General features: G+C 69.4%; 16 protein-coding genes and 1 riboswitch. Of the genes, 3 read left to right on the plus strand and 13 right to left on the minus strand.

What is annotated here, in order from left to right; all coding sequences use genetic code 11:
- Window positions 1-30: 30 nt before the first annotated feature.
- The 10 genes from Q0480_RS03095 to pyk form a co-directional block, all read right to left on the minus strand.
- The gene (locus Q0480_RS03095; RefSeq protein WP_299130553.1) at window positions 31-1,341 is read right to left on the minus strand and encodes a tetratricopeptide repeat protein; all 1,311 of its coding nucleotides are present in this window, start codon (window positions 1,339-1,341) and stop codon (window positions 31-33) included.
- 267 nt (window positions 1,342-1,608) lie between these two features.
- Window positions 1,609-5,079, minus strand: a complete 3,471-nt coding sequence (locus Q0480_RS03100; protein ID WP_299130556.1) for a 5-oxoprolinase/urea amidolyase family protein — start codon at window positions 5,077-5,079, stop codon at window positions 1,609-1,611.
- Between the two features lie 4 nt (window positions 5,080-5,083).
- On the minus strand, window positions 5,084-5,680 hold the full coding sequence (locus Q0480_RS03105) for an urea amidolyase associated protein UAAP2 (RefSeq protein ID WP_299130559.1): 597 nt from the start codon (window positions 5,678-5,680) through the stop codon (window positions 5,084-5,086).
- Window positions 5,681-5,688: 8 nt separating this feature from the next.
- Window positions 5,689-6,501: an urea amidolyase associated protein UAAP1 gene (locus Q0480_RS03110; protein WP_299130562.1), complete on the minus strand. Its 813-nt coding sequence runs from the start codon at window positions 6,499-6,501 to the stop codon at window positions 5,689-5,691.
- 118 nt (window positions 6,502-6,619) lie between these two features.
- Entirely contained in the window at window positions 6,620-7,435 is an 816-nt protein-coding gene (locus Q0480_RS03115; protein ID WP_299130565.1) for an ABC transporter ATP-binding protein, read from the minus strand.
- A complete protein-coding gene (locus Q0480_RS03120) occupies window positions 7,432-8,250 on the minus strand; it encodes an ABC transporter permease (protein WP_299130569.1) in 819 nt (272 codons plus the stop codon). The genes Q0480_RS03115 and Q0480_RS03120 overlap by 4 nt, the downstream gene beginning before the upstream one ends.
- Before the next feature lie 11 nt (window positions 8,251-8,261).
- Window positions 8,262-9,338 (minus strand): putative urea ABC transporter substrate-binding protein, encoded by a 1,077-nt coding sequence (locus Q0480_RS03125; protein ID WP_299130572.1) that lies wholly within the window; start codon window positions 9,336-9,338, stop codon window positions 8,262-8,264.
- 74 nt (window positions 9,339-9,412) lie between these two features.
- Window positions 9,413-9,525: riboswitch (guanidine-I (ykkC/yxkD leader) on the minus strand.
- Between the two features lie 238 nt (window positions 9,526-9,763).
- Window positions 9,764-10,126 (minus strand): 50S ribosomal protein L20, encoded by a 363-nt coding sequence (gene rplT / locus Q0480_RS03130; RefSeq protein WP_299130575.1) that lies wholly within the window; start codon window positions 10,124-10,126, stop codon window positions 9,764-9,766.
- 14 nt (window positions 10,127-10,140) lie between these two features.
- Complete coding sequence (gene rpmI / locus Q0480_RS03135) at window positions 10,141-10,341, minus strand: 50S ribosomal protein L35 (RefSeq protein ID WP_299130578.1); 201 nt, start codon at window positions 10,339-10,341, stop codon at window positions 10,141-10,143.
- A gap of 191 nt (window positions 10,342-10,532) precedes the next feature.
- A complete protein-coding gene (gene pyk, locus Q0480_RS03140; RefSeq protein ID WP_299130581.1) occupies window positions 10,533-11,990 on the minus strand; it encodes a pyruvate kinase in 1,458 nt (485 codons plus the stop codon).
- A 193-nt stretch (window positions 11,991-12,183) separates the two neighbouring features.
- On the opposite strand from pyk, the gene Q0480_RS03145 reads away from it, so the two are divergent.
- Together Q0480_RS03145 and Q0480_RS03150 are read left to right on the plus strand one after the other, a co-directional pair.
- Window positions 12,184-12,933: an N-formylglutamate amidohydrolase gene (locus Q0480_RS03145; RefSeq protein WP_299130584.1), complete on the plus strand. Its 750-nt coding sequence runs from the start codon at window positions 12,184-12,186 to the stop codon at window positions 12,931-12,933.
- Window positions 12,934-12,947: 14 nt separating this feature from the next.
- A complete protein-coding gene (locus tag Q0480_RS03150) occupies window positions 12,948-13,235 on the plus strand; it encodes a DUF1244 domain-containing protein (RefSeq protein WP_299130587.1) in 288 nt (95 codons plus the stop codon).
- A 42-nt stretch (window positions 13,236-13,277) separates the two neighbouring features.
- Here Q0480_RS03150 and Q0480_RS03155 read toward each other — a convergent pair whose 3' ends face one another.
- From Q0480_RS03155 to dgcN, 3 genes are read right to left on the minus strand one after another with little or no spacing between them, the layout of a single operon-like run.
- Entirely contained in the window at window positions 13,278-14,132 is an 855-nt protein-coding gene (locus Q0480_RS03155; RefSeq protein WP_299130590.1) for a D-amino-acid transaminase, read from the minus strand.
- 7 nt (window positions 14,133-14,139) lie between these two features.
- Window positions 14,140-15,105, minus strand: coding sequence for an N-acetyl-D-Glu racemase DgcA (dgcA, locus tag Q0480_RS03160; protein ID WP_299130593.1), 966 nt, complete (start codon window positions 15,103-15,105; stop codon window positions 14,140-14,142).
- Window positions 15,102-16,097 carry an N-acetyltransferase DgcN gene (dgcN, locus tag Q0480_RS03165; protein WP_299130596.1) on the minus strand — a complete coding sequence of 332 codons (996 nt, stop codon included), beginning with the start codon at window positions 16,095-16,097 and terminating at the stop codon, window positions 15,102-15,104. Before dgcN ends, dgcA begins: the two co-directional genes overlap by 4 nt.
- Before the next feature lie 122 nt (window positions 16,098-16,219).
- Here dgcN and Q0480_RS03170 point away from each other — a divergent pair, with 122 nt between their 5' ends.
- Complete coding sequence (locus tag Q0480_RS03170; RefSeq protein WP_299130599.1) at window positions 16,220-17,665, plus strand: alpha/beta hydrolase; 1,446 nt, start codon at window positions 16,220-16,222, stop codon at window positions 17,663-17,665.
- The last annotated feature ends 14 nt before the right edge of the window (window positions 17,666-17,679 follow it).

Below are 17,679 nucleotides of genomic sequence, written 5' to 3' on the forward strand. Positions count from 1 at the left end.
GTGACGTTCCTCGTGTCGGGAAAAGGGGGGTCAGGCGCGGAGTTCGATGGTTCGAAACAACCGATCCTCGGCGCGCAGGCCATGGCGGATGCTTTCGATGCGCGACAGCGCGACGCGGTCGCCACGTCGCCCGGCGACCCGGGCCACGGCCAGCACGAAGACATCGCGCTGCGCGTTGCTGCCGCCGATGCTCGGGAGGCCCTCGAGCAGGTTGTCGAGCGCCCGCTGGTCGGCGAAGGCGCCGTGCTCGGCGATCAGATGGGCCAGCGGGACGCCGACCGACGCCGCCACCCGGGCCTGATCGCCGGTCTCCGTGTCCTTCGCCTCGATCGCCGCGACGAGTTCCAGCGCCGCCTTTCGCGCGCCGACCGCCATCAACGCCGCGAGATTATGCAGCGCGGCGAAGACCAGCGTTGTGTCGGCGCGGCGGGCGTGGGCGATTTCGGCGAGTTCGTGCCAGCGTCCGCCGACCGCCACGCCCGACTGCCGAAGCCGCCAGAGCAGCGACACCGCGTTCGCCATGTCGCGGAAATCGTCGCTCGGCCGCGGCCGGACCTCGTCGTCATAGAGCTGGAGCACCCGCTCGTGCTCGCCGCGTTCCAGATGGAACAGCGCGAGGTGCCAGGCGACGTGAAACGAGAAATTGTTGCAGCGCGACCAGGAGTCGCGGTTCGCCTCGAGCAGGTCGATGCCCCGCGCGGTGTCGCCGCGCATCTCATGGACATGCGAAACCGCGTGCAGTCCCCAGGCATCGCGGGGTTCGAGCGCGATGGCGCGCTCCCCCGCCGCGCGCGCCGCGTCGTATCGCCCGTGTTCCTCCAGCGCGAAGGCATGGCAGCCGAGCAGAAAGCCCGCCGCCGGCAGGTCTTCGTCCCACACCGCCATCGCGCGCTGGCTCGCGGCCAGCATACCCGCCGCGTCGCCCAGCATGAACCGCAGGGCGTGGGCGATCTTGAACGGCGGGAACAGGGCGGGGCGATCCGCGAAACCGGCGTCGAGCCGGTCGGCCGCCGCGCCGAAATACCCCGCCTCCGCGAGGGCGAGCGCATCGACGAGGATCCGCTCGTCCGCCGTCCCGCCGTCCCGCGCGAGAAGCGCGGCCCGCGCGCGCCCGAGCGCGGTCGCCGCGGGCGCCGCCGTCTCGCTCCGCGCGAGGAGGAGGTTGGCGAAACCGGTCAGGGCATGGGCGCCGACGTGATCCGGGTCGGCGGCGAGCGTCGTCGTCAGCGCCGCCGCCGTGCTCGGCCGATGCGCCGCGACACCGAGAACGGCCGCTTCGAAGGCCTGGCGCGCGGGATCGCTGTCGGTGCTGGTCATGAGGTCGTAGGAGTCGCGTATCATGCCTCTCGCTCCATCATGGCCGGGAGGATTTCTTCCGGCGGACCGCGGGGCCCGTCGGGGATGCGCGCATCGCGCGACCGGCCTCATGTCCCGACCTACGGGCAGGGCCGCCGGTTCGTTACAGAAGGGAAAAGGATCCCCGCGGTACGCGATGGTTCGACTGGAGCGAAAGCCGTCCCGACAGAGCCGGGCCGTCCGCTCCAGAGGCTTGATTCAACGCGATATCCTGACCACCGGACGATCCCGTCTGGTTGGATATTGCCCGGGTCAGTCGTCCTCGAGGACGGCGATGAGGTCGCCCGCCCTGACGGTGCGGCCGGGGGCGACGCGGAACTCGCGCAACCTGCCGGCGGCGGGGGCGAGGACCGACATTTCCATCTTCATCGACTCGATGATGGCGAGAGGTTGGCCGGCCTCCACGCGGTCGCCGGGCTCGGCGAGGGTTTTCCAGACGTTGCCCGGCACCGGACTTTCCGCGCCGACGCAGCCGTCGGGAAGGTCGCTGTCCGGACCGCCGCCTTCCTCGATGTGAACGAAGCTGTCGAGGCCCTCGGCCTTCCAGCGGGCGCGTTCGGCCTCGAAGGCGGCTTGCTGGGTGTCCTTGAAGGCGGCGACGGAGACGGCTTGCGCCGCGAGGCGGCGTTTCTCGTCGGCCCAGGAGAAGGTGGTTTCCTCGATGCGGACCGGATAGCCGCCATGCGGGAAGGCGGCGCGCGCCTCGGTCAACTCCTCGTGGTCAACGGGGAAGAAGCGGATTTGGTCGAAGAAGTCGAGGAGCCATGGGTTGGTGTGGAAGGCGGGCGTGCGGCGCCATGTGTTCCACATCTGGATGGTGCGACCGAACAGCTGGTAGCCGCCCGGCCCCTCCATTCCGTAGATGCACATGTAGGCGCCGCCGATGCCCACCGCGTTCTCCGGCGTCCAGGTGCGGGCCGGATTGTATTTGGTGGTGACGAGCCGGTGGCGCGAATCGACCGGAGTGGCGACCGGCGCGCCGAGATAGACGTCGCCGAGGCCCATCACGAGGTAGCGGGCGTCGAAGATGATGTCCTTCACCGCCTGCTCGTCCGGAAGCCCGTTGATGCGCCGGATGAATTCGATGTTCGACGGGCACCAGGGCGCGTTTGGGCGCACCAGCTCCTGATACTTGCGCATGGCGAGTTCGGCTTCCGGGTCGTTCCACGAGAGTGGCAGGTGGACGACGCGGGAGGGGACGGTCGCCTGCTCGGCGGAGGGGAGCTGGCTCTCGATTTCCCGGAGCGCATCGAGGAGTTTGGCGCGCGGGTAGTTGTCGGTGTGAATTTGCAGCGAGCGGATGCCGGGGGTCATGTCGATGACCGGGAGGCCGGCGTCTTGGATCGCCTGTCGCAGCAGGTGGACGCGCAGGCGGACCTCGATGTCGAGGGCCATGGGGCCGTATTCGACGAGGAGATTGTCGTCGCCCTGCCGGCGGTAGACGGCGCGCGGGGTGCCGTCGGTCTCGGCGAGGATCGGCGAGGAGAGGAGGCCGGGCGCGCCGAGCGGGCGGAAGCGGACGCGGTCGCCGGGGCGGAGCTGGCCCATTTTCCACAGGTCTTCGCGGGCAATCACCGCCGGGCAGACGAAGCCGCCGAGGCTGGGGCCGTCGGGGCCGAGAATGATCGGCATGTCGCCGGTGAAGTCGATGGCGCCGATGGCATAGGCGTTGTCGTGGATGTTGGACGGGTGCAGCCCGGCTTCGCCGCCGTCGGCGCGGGCCCATGCGGGCGTCGGGCCGATCAGGCGGACGCCCGTGCGGGCGGAGTTGAAGTGTACCTCGTAAGATGTTGAAAACAGGGTGTCCATGTCGGAGGGCTGGAAGAAGTCCGGGGCGCCATGCGGGCCGTGGCGGACGGCGATGTCCCACTCGTCGGTGAGGGCGGCGGGTTCCAGTGGCGTGGGACTGCCGGCGGGGTTGGCCGCGAGGTGAAGGACATCGCCGGTCTTGAGCGTGCCGGTGGAGTGGCCGCCGAGCTTGCCGAGGGCGAAGGTCGCGCGGGAGCCGAGGATTACCGGCGCGTCGAAGCCGCCGGCGACGGCGAGATAGGCGCGCTGGCCGGGGCCTTTGATCTTGCCGATCGTCAGGGTGGCACCGGCCGGGATGACGACGGCGGCGCCGTGGGGGACGGGGGTGCCGCCAAGCGTCATCGCCATGGCGGCGCCGGTGAGGGCGATGGTGGCGCCGGAGAGAAAACGCAGGGTCGGGCCGGTGACGGTGAGTTCCAGCGCGGCGGTGTCCGGGTGGTTGCCGACCAGCCGGTTGGCGTTGCGGAAGCTGGCCGCGTCCATCGGGCCGGAAGGGGGCACACCGACGTGCCAGAGGCCGAGGCGGCCGGGCAGTTCCTGAAGGCTGGACTGGGCGCCGGGGGCGAGGACTTCGATGCCGGGCGGGGTGAAGGGGAAGCCGCGCAGCGCGGTGGTGGCGACCTTGCCGGAGGCGAGGAGGTCGGAGGCGACAATGGCGCGCAGGTAGCCGAGATTGGTCTCGATCCCGGCGATGGTGGTGGCGTCGAGGGCGGTGCGCAGGGCGGCGATGGCGGCGGGACGGTCCTCGGCGGCGACGATGATCTTGGCCAGCATCGGGTCGTAGTAGGGCGTGACCTCGGTACCGGTCTCGATCCAGGTATCGACGCGGGTCGCGGGGAAGCGCACCTCGGTCAGCAGCCCGGCGGAGGGGCGGAAGTCGGCATGCGGCTGTTCGGCATAGACCCGCGCCTCCATCGCCGCGCCCTTCGGGACGAGCGGCGTGTCCGGGATCACGGTTTCGCCGGCGGCCTGACGGATCATCCATTCGACGAGGTCGATGCCGAAGACGGCCTCCGTTACCGGGTGCTCGACCTGCAGGCGGGTGTTGACCTCGAGGAAGTAGAATTCCTGACGGACCGGATCGTAGATGAACTCGACCGTGCCGGCGGAGGCGTAGGAGACGCTGGCGCAGAGATCGGTGGCGGCTTTGTGCAGGCGCGCGCGGACGGGATCGGCGAGGCCGGGAGCCGGGGTTTCCTCGACCACCTTCTGGTTGCGGCGTTGCAGCGAACAGTCGCGTTCCCCGAGCGCGATGACGCGGCCCTGCCCGTCGCCGAAGACCTGCACCTCGACGTGGCGGGCGTCGGCGACGAAGCGCTCGAGGAAGACGCGGGCGTCGCCGAAGCTCGCCGTGGCGGTGCGCTGGACAGTGGCGAAGGCGGCGGTGAGGGCGGTTTCGTCGGCGCAGAGCCGCATGCCGATGCCACCGCCGCCAGCGGTGGATTTGAGCATCAGCGGATAGCCGACGCGGCTGGCCTCGACGAGGGCCTCGTCGAGCGAGGCGATCAGGCCGGTGCCGGGGAGCAGGGGCACGCCGGCGGCTTCGGCGAGTTCGCGGGCGGTATGCTTGAGGCCGAAGGCGGAGAGATGTTCGGGGCGCGGGCCGATGAAGGCGATGCCCTCGGCGGCGAGGCGCTCGGCGAAACCGATGCTCTCGGAGAGAAAGCCATAGCCGGGGTGGACCGCCTGCGCGCCGGTGGCCTCGCAGGCCCCGATGACGGCGTTGACGTCGAGGTAGCTCTCGGTGGCGGGGGCCGGACCGATGCGCACGGCCTCGTCGGCAAGGCGCGGGGCGAGGGAGAAGCGGTCGGCGTCGGAATAGACGGCGACGGAGGCCAGCCCCATGCGGCGGAGGGTGCGGATGACGCGCACGGCGATCTCGCCGCGGTTGGCGATCAGGACCTTGGTGAACATCGCGTCAGTCCCGGATGGTGACGCGGATCGGCGTCGGATCGAAGCCGTTGCAGGGGTTGTTGATCTGCGGGCAGTTGGAGATGACGCAGAGCACGTCCATGTCCGCGACCAGTTCGATATGGTCGCCGGGCGAGGATATGCCGTCATCGATGGTCATCGCGCCGTTCGGGCTGATCGGCACGTTCATGAAGAAGTTGATGTTGGGCACGATGTCGCGCTTGCCCATGTCGTGCTTCGCGAGTTCGACAATGAAATTTTCGCGGCAGGCGTGGAGGTAGCGGGTCTCGTGCCCGAAGCGGACGGAGTTCGATTCGCACGAGCAGCAGCCGGCGCTGGTGTCGTGCCGGCCGGCGGTGTCGGCGGTGACGGTGAGCATCACCCGGCCCTCGGAGGAGACGATCGCCGATCCGTTGGAGATATAGGCGACGCCGTTCGCGCGCATGGTCTCCTGGTTGGAGTAGCGCTCGCCGAAGTTCCCGGCGGCGTAGAAGATCGTGTCGATCGCCTGTTGGCCGTGGCTGTCCTCGATGCGGATGGTCTGGCCCTTCTTCACGAGGCCGGACCAGGGTTTTTCGGCGGGGATGTCGAAGATCTGTTCCATCGGGGACCTCAGGCGCGGGCGTTGTTTTCGAAGCCGCGGACGGCCTCGGGGGTGGCGGCGCGGCAGATGTCGTCGGCGCCGACCGGCAGGGCGGCGAGGCGGGTCGCGATCATCGGACGGGGGGCGTAGGCGGGGTTCGGGTCGAGCGGATGCGGCGCGGTGGAGAGGGCGATCAGGACGTCCATCTCGGCGCGGAGTTCCACCCAGTCGCGCCCCGAGAGCAGCGCGGGGTTCCAGGCGAAGCGGCCGGCGGCGTCGACCCGGACCGGGGCGAAGAGTGACAGGAGCGCGGGGATGTCGCGGCGGTCGAGGCCGACCTTGGCAGCGGCGAGGACCATGTTCTCGCGGGTGTTGCGCAGTCGCGGGTCGCCGTAGCGGGCGTTGGTCGCGGGCGTCGAGCCGCCGGTGAGGGCGTCGTGCGCGCCGGAGCTGTCTTCGGTGATCGAGAGCAGGACACGACCCATGTCGGAGAACAGCACCCGGCCGCGGCCGAGTTCGGTGGTCCACTGGACCTTGACCGTGTCCGGCAGGTTCAACCGCTCGGTCGGGTCGGCGGCGGACCAGACCGCGAGCGCGACGGTTGAGGTGGTGTCCACGGGCGCGATGCGCAGCGCCTCGCCTTTCAGCAGCCGCGTGGTCCAGTACCAGCCGGGCGCGATCGCCTCGGTGCCGATCACGCGGGCCGGATCGAGGGCGGGCGCGGGGACGGGCGAGGGGGAGGGAAGCGACTTCGGCGCGGCCTCCAGGCCCTTCTTCTGGTGCGCCTCGTAACGGGCGCGGTCGGCGGCGATCTGGTCGGGCGCGCGGGGGATGTGGATCATCGCATGGCTCCTTGGTTCCGGGTCGTCCCGGAGATTCGCGGAAGCCGCGCCGGGCCGTCCCGGCGCGCTGTGGGCGGTTGCGAAGGCGGACCTCGGTCCGCCTTCCTCCGCGCGGGGTTCACGCCGTGGGCACGGGCTCGACCGCGCCGGCGATGTCCTCGATCGTCGGCGGGTCAAAGAGCGTGCGCTCCCCCGCGATCCGGGGCGGCCAGATGGCGATGTCCTTGGTGATCGTCGCCCCGTACCGCTCCTTTTCCTCCGGCCGGTCGCGGGGGCGCTCGAAGGCGATGATGCGGGTCGAGAGGGTGAAAGCCTCGCGCAGGTCATGGGTGACCATGACGACGGTCATCGGGGTCTCGTTCCAGAGTCGCTTCATCAGCACGTGGATGTCGGCGCGGATGCCGGGGTCGAGCGCGCCGAAGGGTTCGTCCAGCAACAGGACGCGCGGCTTCATCATCAGCGCCTGGGCGAGGGCGAGGCGCTGCTGCATGCCGCCGGAGAGCTGGGCGGGGTACTTGTCCTCGGACCCGGCGAGGCCGACCTCGGCGATCATCGCTCGCGCTTGCACGGCCAGCTCGCGCTTCGCCGCGCCCCGCAGGCGGCCGGTGAAGCGCGAGGCGCGAAGTTCCGGCCCGGCCATGACGTTGCCGAGCACGGTCATGTGCGGGAAGACCGAGTAACGCTGATAGACCACGCCGCGGTCGGCACCCGGCTCCGGCGGCAGCGGCTGGCCGTCGAGCAGGACGCGGCCGCGCGTCGGCTGTTCCTGCCCGAGCAGCATGCGCAGGAAGGTGGTCTTGCCGCAGCCGGACGGACCGACCAGGGCGACGAAGGCGCGTTCGGCGACCGTAAGGGAAAGATTCTCCAGCACGATCTGGTCGCCATACTCCTTCCAGACGTTTTCGACGACGATTCCGCTCGTTCGGCCGCTCATCTACCGCGTTCCAGCTCGGACCAGGGGAAGAGCCGCCGGCGCAGCCAGTCGAGACCGAGGTCGGCGAAGACGGCGAGCAGCGTGATCCAGGCGACATAGGGAAAGATCACGTCCATCGAGAGATAGCGCCGCACGAGGAAGATGCGGTAGCCGAGGCCTGAATCGGCCGAGATCGCCTCCGCCGCGATCAGGAACAGGAAGGCCGGCCCGAGTTGCAGCCGCAGGCAGGTGAGGAGCCGCGGCAGGATCTGTGGCAGCACGACGCGGAGCGCGATCTGCCAGCTGGAGGCCGACAGCGTCTCGGCCTTCACGATCATCTCGCGGGGTATGTCCCGCGCCTTCAACGCCAGGTCGCGGATCATGATCGGGGTCACTCCGATGACGATGAGGGTGATCTTCGCCGCCTCGCCAAGGCCGAGGGTGATGAAGAGGATCGGCAGCAGCGCCAGCGGCGGCACCATCGAGACGAAGGCGACGAACGGCGCCAGCAGCGAGCGCATATAGGGCAGCATCCCGATGACCAGCCCGAGCACGAGGGCGATCACCGTGGCGATGCCGAGCCCGGCGCCGAGCCGCGTCAGGCTGGCGCCGGTGTCGGACCAGAGCAGGTAGGCGCCGGTCCGCGGGTCGGGAATGAAGGCCATGCGCTCGATGGCGGCCCAGAGCTGGGCCGGACTCGGCAGAACCTTGTCGTTCGGGTTGGCCTCCAGCCGCATGGTCGAGCCGATCAGGTAGGCGATGATCAGCGCGATGAACGGCAGGCACAGCAAGACGAGCTCGCTTCCGCGCGACGGGCGACGGTTGATCCAGCGCATCGGGCTTCCTCTCAGAGCGCGCCGTCGGCGGCGCGCTGCATCCAGTCGTCGGTGAAGCGCAGCTTTACGTTGCCGCCGTCGCCGAGCACCTCGCCCGACGGCAGCTCGATCCCGACCACGTCGGCCGAGGGCGCGCCGGCGCCGAGCAGGCCCTTGTCGAACAGGAACGTCCGCACATGGTTCATCGTCGTCGCGAGGTCGGGCGAGGTGACGAAGGCGACGGCCTCGGCCGGCTTGTCGAACAGCTTGGTCGCGGTCAGCTGCGCCTCGAATCCCGCCTGATCGGTACCGGAGGCGGCGCCCATCGCGGCGCGCGCCTCGGCGCCCTCGGGCGTGTCGGCGGTTGCGAGCGCGAGCGTCTCGTACCAGATGCCGGACAGCGCCTTGGCGAAATCGGGATTGTCGGTGATGGTCTCGGTATTCGCCACCATCAGGTCGATGATCTCGCCGGGGATTTGCGCGGAGTCGAAGACCTTGGTGGCGTCGGGCAGCTTGACGATCTCCGAGACCATCGGGTTCCAGGTGACCATGGCGGTCACGTCCGGGGTCTGGAAGGCGCCAACCATGTCGGGGTCAGCGGTGTTCACTACCGCCACGTCCTGCTCGCTCTTGCCGAGCGTCTCCAGCGCGCGGGCCAGCAGGTAGTGCGACACGGAGAACTCGACGAGGTTCACAGATCGCCCCTCGATGTCCGCCAGCGCGGCGCCGTCCTTCAGGATCACCGCGTCGTTGCCATTGGAAAAGTCGCCGACGATCACCGCCGTGGTATCGACGCCGCCCGCGGCCGGGATCGACAGGCCATCCATGTTGGTGAGCGTCACCGCGTCATAGGCGCCCGCGGTATACTGGTTGATCGACTCGACATAGTCGTTGAACTGCGTGACCTCGATGGTCAGGCCGTACTTGTCGGCCCATTTCCTGACGATGCCGGTGTCGGCGGCGTAGCCCCAGGGCATCCAGCCGACATAGATCGACCAGGCGACCTTGAAATCGGTCTTCTGCTCGGCCGCGGCGGGCATCGCGAGGGTGAGCGCGAGAAGGCTCCCCGCAAGAACCTTGGCGGTGAAGGCGGTTGCGATCGGTTTCATGCTCTGTCCCTTTCCGTCTTCCTGAAAGGGATCGGCGGACACCTTCGTACCGCCAATCCCTTGGCTTCTACGAGGTCTCCCGGGTTTTTGTCCCGCCGTGCACCCGTACGGGATTTCTCCCCGCCCGGTGACAACTCTCGGACCAGTCGCGCTTCTCGCGGGCGCCGGAACCCTAGCCGTCAACTCATGCTCGTGAGTTGCCCGCCACGGAGCACGAATGCAACGGGTGGCGTGCCCTCATTCGGGCGGAAGCATGGCCATTGCCCGCCCTGTGCTCAGCAAGGAAGGCAAGTGCCCGCCCGATGGGCAACCGATGGCCGTCGGAAGCCACCCGTTCGTCATCCCGGACCGCGAATCGGAGTCAAAAGAAAACTCGCCGACGTTGCCGCCGGCGAGTTTCTAAAAACAGCGCTGGGCGCGGTGGTTCAGGCCAGAGCGGCCTTGGCCTGCGCGGCGATCGCATTGAAGGCGTCCGGCTCGTGCACGGCGAGATCGGCGAGAACCTTGCGGTCCACCTCCACCCCGGCCAGATCGAGGCCGTTGATGAAGCGCGAATAGGTCAGGTCGGTGTCATAGGCGCGCACGGCGGCGTTGATCCGCTGGATCCACAGCGCGCGGAAATTGCGCTTGCGGACCTTGCGGTCGCGGGTCGCGTACTGTTGCGCCTTGTCGACGGCCTGGGTGGCGGTGCGGAAGTTCGTGCTCCGCGCGCCGTAGTAACCCTTGGCGGCCTTGACGACCTTGCGATGACGGGCGTGGGAGGTGGCTCCACCTTTCACTCGGGACATGGTTCGGCCTCCCCTTAGCGCGCGTAGGGCATGTAGGTCTTGATGATCTTCTCATCCGCCGCGCAGAGGACCGTGGTGCCCCGCGCCTGACGGATGAACTTCGTCGACCGCTTGATCATCCCGTGCCGCTTGCCGGCCTGGGCGGCGACGATCCGGCCGGTGGCCGTCACCTTGAAGCGCTTCTTCGCGCCTGATTTGGTCTTCATCTTGGGCATTTCGGTCTCCTGTCAGAGGTCGCGACGCGACTCGGCAGCCCCTGTTCGCCGGCCGCGTCCTGGAAGCCGCGCCCTATAGGCGGTGCGCGGCGAAAGCACAAGGGCCGGTTGACCCGCCGCCTGGCGGATCATCGGGAACGCCCGCGGCCCGCGCCTGTCGGCATCGGGCCACCCGCCGGTCTGGCCCCTTGTCAGTCCTCGGTGCCGCCCTCGAAGATCTGCTTTTCGTTGCAGGGGGCGACGCGAAGGATGTTGGTGGTGCCCGGACGGCCGAAGGGGATGCCCGCCGTCACGATGATGCGGTCGTCGTCCGTGGCGAAGCCATGGTCGCGGGCGGCGCGGGCGGCGCTGATCACCGCCATCTTGAAGCGGTCGACACTCTCGGTGACGACGCAATGCAGCCCCCATGAAAGGGAGAGGCGGCGCGCGGTGGCGATCAGCGGAGTGAGCGCGATGATCGGCACCCGCGGCCGCTCGCGCGCGGTGAGCTGGGCGGTGGTGCCGGAGTGGGAGAAGCAGCAGATCGCCTTGACCTGAGTCGTCTCGGCCACTTCGCGGGCCGCGACGGTGATCGCGTCCGACACCCGCTGGCGGTAGGGGGTTCGCGACGATTCGATCACCTGCCGATAGATCGTGTCGCTCTCCACCGAGATCGCCACGTTGTTCATCATCGTGACCGCCTCGATCGGGTAGTCGCCCGATGCCGATTCCGCCGACAGCATCACCGCGTCCGCGCCCTCGTAGATCGCCGCGGCGACGTCCGAGACCTCGGCGCGGGTCGGTACCGGCGCGGTGATCATGCTCTCCATCATCTGCGTCGCGACGATCACCGGCTTGCCGACCGCCCGGCACGCGCGGGTCAGCTGCTTCTGGATCGGCGGCACCTGATAGACCGGCAGCTCGACACCGAGGTCGCCGCGGGCGACCATGATCCCGTCCGAGGCTTCGAGGATCTCGGCGAAGGCCTTCACCGCCGCCGGCTTCTCGATCTTGCTGAGGATCGCGACGCGGCCATCGGCCAGCTCGCGCGCCTCGAACACGTCGCGGGCGCGCTGCACGAAGCTGAGCGCCAGCCAGTCGACCCCGAGCTCGCAGGCGAATTCGAGGTCGCTGCGGTCCTTCTTGGACAGCGCGGCGAGCGGCAGCACGACGTCGGGGACGTTGACGCCCTTGCGGTTCGAGATCTCGCCGCCGACCACCACCTCGGTATTGGCATGGTTCGGCGAACAATCGACGACCTTCAGCCGGATCTTGCCGTCATTGACCAAGAGCGTGGAGCCGGCCTCGAGCGCGGCGAAGATCTCGGGATGCGGCAGGCAGACCCGGGTCACATCGCCCTCGGCCGTGTCGAGATCGAACCGGAAGGGCGCGCCGACCTCGAGCATCACCGGGCCGTTCGCGAAGACGCCGCAGCGCAGCTTCGGGCCCTGCAGGTCGGCGAGAATCCCGATCGGCCGGCCGACCTCCTCCTCCACCTTGCGAATCATGGCATGGCGGCGGGCGATGTCGTCCTGTGTTCCGTGGCTCATGTTGAGGCGGAACACATCGGCGCCTGCGAGGAACAGGTCGCGGATCATCTCGTAGGTGTCGGACGCGGGTCCGAGGGTTGCGACGATCTTGACGTTGCGCGTCCGACGGAGCGTTTTCATGCGAGGGCCATCCAATCCGGTTGGGGTTCCCGACCGGCCGGGAGCGAGGCCGGGTCTATCGCGGCCGGTTATATCCGAACGATCTCGCGTTGAAACGAAAAATGCCGCGCATCGAGGCGAAAACTGGCGCCTGCTCTGGCTTCGGTCAGCCCGCGTGGATAACTTGGGCTCCAACGCAACGAACGGACAGCCGATGACCGCCTCCGCCGCATACGAAGTCGCGAATCCGGGGGGCGCGGCCGCCGTTCTGGTGCTCTGCGACCATGCGACGAACCTGGTGCCCGAAGCCGTCGCGGGCGGCGACCTCGGTCTACCCGAGGCGGAGATGGGGCGGCATATCGCCTATGACATCGGTGCGCGCGGTCTTGCTTTGGCGCTGGCGGAGCTGCTCGACGCGCCGGCCCTGCTGACCCGGTTCTCGCGGCTCGTCATCGATCCGAACCGCGGCGAGGACGATCCGACGCTGCTGATGCGGCTCTATGACGGCACGATCATCCCGGCCAACCGCCACGCCGGGCCGGAGGAGCGGGAGCGGCGGCTGGATGCCTGGCACCGGCCCTATCACGCGGCGATCACCGCCGAGATCGACCGGATGGTCGCGGCCGGGCGCGAACCGGCCCTGGTGTCGATTCACTCCTACACGCCGCGGCTGCGCGGGCGGGAGTCCCGGCCCTGGCATGTCGGCGTCCTCTGGGACAAGGACGGGCGCGTCGCCCTGCCGCTGATCGCGCGGTTGCGGGCGGAGCCGGACCTCGTCATCGGCGACAACCAGCCCTATCATGGCGAGCTCGAGGGCGACACGCTGAACCGGCACGGCACCTTGCGCGGCCTCCGCCACGTGCTGATCGAGCTCCGGCAGGATCTCATCGCCACGCCGGAGGATCAGCGAGCCTGGGCGGCTCGGCTCGCGCCCATCCTCGCGCAGGTGATCGCCGCGAGCTGAGGGAGAAACGAGAGATGGACGACGCGACCCGGATCGAACTGGAAGCCGCCACCTTCCGAGCGCTGCGCGACCATCTCCGCGAGCGGACCGACGTGCAAAACATCGATCTGATGAACCTCGCCGGATTCTGCCGCAACTGCCTCGGCCGGTGGTATCAGGAGGCGGCGGCGGAGCGCGGCCTGACGCTCGACAAGGACGCGGCGCGGGAGATCGTCTACGGCATGCCCTATGCGGACTGGACCGCCCGCTACCAGACCGACGCCTCCCCCGAGGCGCGGGCGAAATTCGCCGGCGAGTCCTGAGCCCGCGCCGTCACCCTCTCGATCACGGGCGGGCTTTCTCTCTCAGATCGCGTGGGCGCGGCTTTCGGCGATGTAGATCTCGCGCAGCCGGGTGGCGACCGGACCGGGCGTTCCCGCGCCAACGGCGGCGCCGTCGATCTCGATCACCGGCGTCACGAAGGCGGAGGCCGAGGTGAAGAAGGCCTCCGCCGCCGCCTTGGTCTCCTCCACGGTGAAGGGGCGTTCCTCGACCTTCATCTGTGCCTCCCGCGCGAGGCGCAGCACGGCGGCGCGGGTGATGCCATGCAGGATCTCGGTGCCGAGCTGCCGGGTGACGATCACGCCGTCGGTGGTGACGATATAGGCGTTGTTCGATGTGCCCTCGGTCACGAAGCCGTCCTCGACCATCCAGGCGTCGTCCTTGCCGGCCTTCTTCGCCATCATCTTGCAGATCGACGGCGCGAGGAGCTGCACGGTCTTTATATCCCGCCGCGCCCAGCGCAGGTCCGGCACGGTGATGACCCGAATCCCGTTCCGCGCGCTCGCCGAGTCGATCAGCGGCTTTGACTGGGTGAACAGAACGAGGCTCGGCACCGCGGCTTCGGGATAGGCGAAGTCGCGGTCGGCGGCGCCGCGGGTGACCTGCAGATAGACCATGCCTTCCTCGACCCCGTCCCGCGCGACGAGCTCGCGATGGATGGCCAGGAGCTCGGCGTCCGTCACCGGGAGCGTCAGTTCCAGTTCGCCGAGCGAGCGGTGGAGGCGGGCGACATGGCCGGCGAAATCGATCAGCTTGCCGCCGAGGACCGAGGTCACCTCATAGACCCCGTCGGCGAAGAGAAATCCGCGATCAAAGACGCTGATTCGCGCTTCCTCCTCGGGTACATAGACGCCGTTCACATAGACGGTTCGGCTCATCGCGGCTCTATCCCCAAAGTTCCGGCGTCGCGGGATGGACGCCCTCGTCGTCATATTCGAGCGGATGGTCGCGGTCGCGCGCCAGCAGCAGCGGTCCGTCGAGATCGGTCAGCGCCGCGCCTTGCGCGACCAGCACCGCCGGCGCCATGGCGAGCGAGGAGCCGACCATGCAGCCGACCATGACGCCGAAGCCCGCCGCCCGCGCCGCGTCGCGCAAGGCCAGCGCCTCGGTCAGACCGCCGGTCTTGTCGAGCTTGATATTCACCATGTCGTACTTGCCGGCGAGCGCGGGCAGGCTGGCGCGGTCGTGGCAGCTTTCGTCCGCGACCACCGGCAGCGGCCGCGCCATCTCGCCCAGCGCGCCGTCACCGCCGGCCGGCAGCGGCTGCTCGACCGCCTCGACGCCGAGCCGGACCAGCGCGGGGGCGAGTGCCGCGTAGGCATCGGCCGTCCAGCCCTCGTTCGCATCGACGATGATGCGCGCGGCGGGCGCCCCGGCGCGCACCGCTTCGAGCCGCGCCATGTCGCCTTCGCCGCCGAGCTTGATCTTGAGGAGCGGGCGGTGGGCGTTCTTCGCCGCCTCCGCGCGCATCGCCTCCGGCGCGGCCAGCGACAGGGTATAGGCGGTGATCTCCGGCCCCGGCGCGGACAGCCCGGCGAGTTGCCAGACCCGGCGACCGCCGCGCTTCGCCTCCCAGTCCCACAGCGCGCAATCGACGGCGTTCCGCGCCGCGCCGGCCGGCAGCTGGTCGAGCAGGGCGGCGCGCGTGGTCAGCGGCCCGAGCGCCTCGACCTGCGCCGTCACGCTTTCGAGCGATTCGCCGTAGCGGGCGTAGGGCACGCATTCGCCCCGGCCGCGCGCGCCCTCGGCCTCGATCGTCACGGTCAGCACCCGCGCCTCGGTCCGCGAGCCGCGGCTGATGGTGAAGACCTGGGCGAGCGGGAAGACCTCGGCCGCGACGCTCGGCCTCATGGCAGCGCGTCCACCAGTCGCCCGACGCCGGTGCGGAACGGATCGACGGCCGGAAGTCCCATCCGCGCCTCGGTCTCGGCCAGATAGGCCAGCGCCGCCGCCGCGGACAGGGCGGAGGTATTGACCGAGATGCCCGTCACCACGACCGCCGGATTGACGATCCGCGCCATGGTGAGGGCGAGGTCGCGCAAAGCCTCGAGGCTCGGCAGCTTGTAGTCGGGCAGGCCGCGCATATGCGTCCGTGTCGGCTCGTGGCAGAGGATCAGCGCGTCGGGTTGACCGCCGTGGATCAGCGCCAGCGTCACGCCGGAATAGGAGGCATGGAACAGGCTACCCTGGCCTTCGATCAGGTCCCAGTGGTCGGCCTCGTTGTCGGGCGTCAGATATTCGATCGCGCCGGCCATGAAATCCGCGACCACCGCGTCGAGTGGCACGCCGTCGCCGGTGATCAGGATCCCGGTCTGGCCGGTGGCGCGGAAGGTCGATTTCATTCCCCGCGCGCGCATCTCGCGGTCCATGGCGAGCGCGGTATACATCTTGCCGATCGAGCAGTCGGTGCCGACGGCGAGGCAGCGCTTGCCGGCGCGCTTCACCCCGTTCGCGATCGGATATCTCACCTCCGGCACCCGCACATCATGCAGCTTGCGCCCCTTGGCCATGGCGATGGCGAGCAGTTCGGGCTCGTCGCGGAGGAGGTTGTGCAGGCCGGAGGCGAGGTCGAAGCCGCGCTCCAGCGCCTCGCCGAGCACGGTGATCCAGGCGGGTGAGATCACTCCGCCGCGATTGGCGACGCCGACGACGAGGGTGCGCGCGCCTGCCGCCGCCGCCTCGGACAGCGTCATGTCCGGGAGGCCCATGTCGGCCTGGCAGCCAGCCATGCGATACTGGCCGACCGCCGCCTCCGGGCGCCAGTCGCGGATGCCCTGCGCGACCTTGGCGGCGAGCGGGTCCGGCGCGTCGCCAAGAAAGAGCAGGTAGGGCGTTTCGATCATTGGTCTCTCCCAGCGCGGGCCAAGCCCCGCGATAGCGCGTTTCGCGCCGCCATGGCGAGACTATGGCGCGGCGGCCGGGCGCGCGCTAGGGATGTCGTCGAGTCCGGTCGCGGGGAGTCGGAATGTTGCTTGGACTGCTGCGATGGATCGCCTGGGCGGTGATCCTGCTCCTCCTCGTGGTGCTCGGCGCGCGCACCTATGTCGCGGTGACCGATGACCGGCTCGCGGTCTGGCACCGCTACGCGCCCGACGAGCCGACCGCGGAGGAGATCGACGCGATGGACTGGGCGGCCTGGATGGCCGCCGAGGACCGCGCCTTCGCCGAGGTGCGCGAGAATGTCACGCTGAAGCTCACTCCCGACGAGCAGGTACCGCTGAACCGGTACTGGGAGGGCAGTCCGATCTATTCGCCCGCCTTCCCGACCGACTGGAACCGCTCCTTCGTGCTTCGGCCCGAGGGTGAGGCAAAGGGTGCCGTGGCACTTCTGCACGGGCTGACCGACGCGCCCTACAGCCTGCGGCACGTGGCCGAACTCTATCGCTCCAAGGGCTATGTCGCGGTCGGCATCCGCATGCCGGGGCACGGCACGGTGCCAGGCGGGCTCGAACGGGCGGAATGGCCGCAATGGATGGCGGCGACCCGGCTCGCGGTCCGCGAGGCGCGGCTGCTGGCCGGAACCGACAAGCCGCTCGACATCGTCGGCTATTCGAACGGTGGCGCGCTCGCCATGATCTATGAGGCGGACGCGCTGGGGAACCCGACGCTGCCGGCGCCGGACCGGATCGTGCTCATCTCGCCGATGATCGGGGTGACCTTCTTCGCGCGCTTCGCCGGGATCGCGGGCTGGCCCGCGCTCCTGCCCGCCTTCGACCGCGCGGCCTGGTTCGACCTCATCCCCGAATACAACCCCTTCAAGTACAATTCCTTTCCGGTGAACGCTGGTCGCCAGTCCTATCTCCTGACCGAGCAGCTCCGCGCTCGGCTGGACGCGGTGATCCGCTCGGGTGCGATCGCGCGGGTCGCGCCGGTGCTGACCTTCCAGTCGGTGGTCGATTCGACGGTGAGCGCGCCGGCGGTGGTCTCCGACCTCTATGACCGGCTGCCGGCGAACGGCAGCGAACTGGTGCTCTATGACGTGAACCGGGCCGCGCAAATGGCGCCGATGCTGCGACCGGCGGCGCTCAGCAGCGCGGCGCGGCTGGTCCCGGCGGCGGCGCGGCCCTATCGGATCGTGGTGATCGGCAACGTCCCGGGGGACACGGCGGCGGTGGAGCGGGTGCGCGAGGCCGGTGCCACGGAGGAGGTGGCGACGCCGCTCGGCGCCGACTATCCGCGCGACATCTTCTCGCTCAGCCACGTGGCGCCGCCGTTTCCGCCGTGGGACGGGCTCTATGGCTATGCCCCGGATGGGCGCGAGAGCTTCGGGATCAGCCTCGGCAGCCTGTCGGCGCGGGGCGAGACCGGAACGCTGACCGTGAGCCTCGATCAGGTCGGCCGCCTGACCTCGAATCCGTTTTTCGACGCGATGCTCGCGCGCATCGGCCGGATGATCGACGAGCGGGGCTGAACGCGGGAATCGGC

Source organism: uncultured Amaricoccus sp., from assembly GCF_937891315.1.
GTDB lineage: Bacteria > Pseudomonadota > Alphaproteobacteria > Rhodobacterales > Rhodobacteraceae > Amaricoccus.

Coding starts and splice junctions, on each gene's coding strand:
- Q0480_RS03095 (WP_299130553.1), bottom strand. CDS start 1,341: ATGATACGCGACTCCTACGACCTCATGACCAGCACCGACAGCGATCCC.
- Q0480_RS03100 (WP_299130556.1), bottom strand. CDS start 5,079: ATGTTCACCAAGGTCCTGATCGCCAACCGCGGCGAGATCGCCGTGCGC.
- Q0480_RS03105 (WP_299130559.1), bottom strand. CDS start 5,680: ATGGAACAGATCTTCGACATCCCCGCCGAAAAACCCTGGTCCGGCCTC.
- Q0480_RS03110 (WP_299130562.1), bottom strand. CDS start 6,501: ATGATCCACATCCCCCGCGCGCCCGACCAGATCGCCGCCGACCGCGCC.
- Q0480_RS03115 (WP_299130565.1), bottom strand. CDS start 7,435: ATGAGCGGCCGAACGAGCGGAATCGTCGTCGAAAACGTCTGGAAGGAG.
- Q0480_RS03120 (WP_299130569.1), bottom strand. CDS start 8,250: ATGCGCTGGATCAACCGTCGCCCGTCGCGCGGAAGCGAGCTCGTCTTG.
- Q0480_RS03125 (WP_299130572.1), bottom strand. CDS start 9,338: ATGAAACCGATCGCAACCGCCTTCACCGCCAAGGTTCTTGCGGGGAGC.
- rplT (WP_299130575.1), bottom strand. CDS start 10,126: ATGTCCCGAGTGAAAGGTGGAGCCACCTCCCACGCCCGTCATCGCAAG.
- rpmI (WP_299130578.1), bottom strand. CDS start 10,341: ATGCCCAAGATGAAGACCAAATCAGGCGCGAAGAAGCGCTTCAAGGTG.
- pyk (WP_299130581.1), bottom strand. CDS start 11,990: ATGAAAACGCTCCGTCGGACGCGCAACGTCAAGATCGTCGCAACCCTC.
- Q0480_RS03145 (WP_299130584.1), top strand. CDS start 12,184: ATGACCGCCTCCGCCGCATACGAAGTCGCGAATCCGGGGGGCGCGGCC.
- Q0480_RS03150 (WP_299130587.1), top strand. CDS start 12,948: ATGGACGACGCGACCCGGATCGAACTGGAAGCCGCCACCTTCCGAGCG.
- Q0480_RS03155 (WP_299130590.1), bottom strand. CDS start 14,132: ATGAGCCGAACCGTCTATGTGAACGGCGTCTATGTACCCGAGGAGGAA.
- dgcA (WP_299130593.1), bottom strand. CDS start 15,105: ATGAGGCCGAGCGTCGCGGCCGAGGTCTTCCCGCTCGCCCAGGTCTTC.
- dgcN (WP_299130596.1), bottom strand. CDS start 16,097: ATGATCGAAACGCCCTACCTGCTCTTTCTTGGCGACGCGCCGGACCCG.
- Q0480_RS03170 (WP_299130599.1), top strand. CDS start 16,220: ATGTTGCTTGGACTGCTGCGATGGATCGCCTGGGCGGTGATCCTGCTC.